At 62.3% G+C, this 892-nt stretch carries 1 protein-coding gene; it reads right to left on the reverse strand.

What is annotated here, in order from left to right; all coding sequences use genetic code 11:
- Positions 1-892 (reverse strand): IS481-like element IS5564 family transposase (locus tag L8V22_RS11620; protein ID WP_237204371.1); only part of this gene is annotated, 892 nt, incomplete at both ends.

Here is an 892-nt window from a genome sequence, read left to right on the forward strand (position 1 = left end):
TGTGATGTCCAGGGACGTTGTTGAGTCGGTCGAAGGGTACGCCGCCAATCGCAGAGTGGTGTCGGTGGTGGTTGTAGAAGTGGAGCCAGCCGGGCAGCGCCAGGCGTCGTTCGGCCTCTGAACCGTAAAACCTGGCATAGGCCCAGCCGTCCCCGAGCGTGCGGTGGAATCGCTCGATCTTCCCGTTCGTCTGCGGCCGGTAGGGGCGTGTCCGCTTGTGTCGGATGCCGAGCCGAGCGCAGAAGTCCCTCCATGCGTGGGATCTGTATGCCGACCCGTTGTCGGATAGGACTCGCTCGACGGTCACGCCTCGTTCGGCGAACCAGGCCACGGCGCGTTCGAGAACTCCCACCGCTGTGCTCGCCTGCTCATCCGACCAGATTTCTGCGTATGCGACGCGGGAGTGGTCGTCGATGACTGTGTGAACGAACGCCGTCCCGGTGCGCGGCTTGTGATCTTTTCCTCGTGGTAATCCCGGAGTCGCGAGCTTGTTCCGTGCGCCTTGCTGCCGACCTACGTAACGATGTCCACCGCCGTCGGGGATGTTGCCGAACTTCGTGACATCGACATGAATCAACGATCCCGGATGAGGATGCTCATATCGCCGCAATGGCTCGCCAGTGACACGATCGATATGCGAGAGGCGGTTCACGCGGCAACGGACGAGGACCGCGTGAACAGTCGACGTCGAGAGACCAAGTCGCGCAGCGATCTGGGCTGGCCCCAGTCGAAGCCGCCAGCGCAGGTTGATGATCTTCTTCTTGACATGCTCGGGCGTCCTGCCTGGGATCCGGTGCGGCTTGCTGGAGCGATCCTGCATCCCAAACTCACCCTCTTCCCGGTAGCGGCCTGCCCATTTCCGGGCAGTGATCGGGGAGACCATGAACATCTT

Source organism: Corynebacterium yonathiae, from assembly GCF_027570195.1.
In the GTDB taxonomy this organism is placed as follows: Bacteria; Actinomycetota; Actinomycetes; order Mycobacteriales; family Mycobacteriaceae; genus Corynebacterium; species Corynebacterium yonathiae.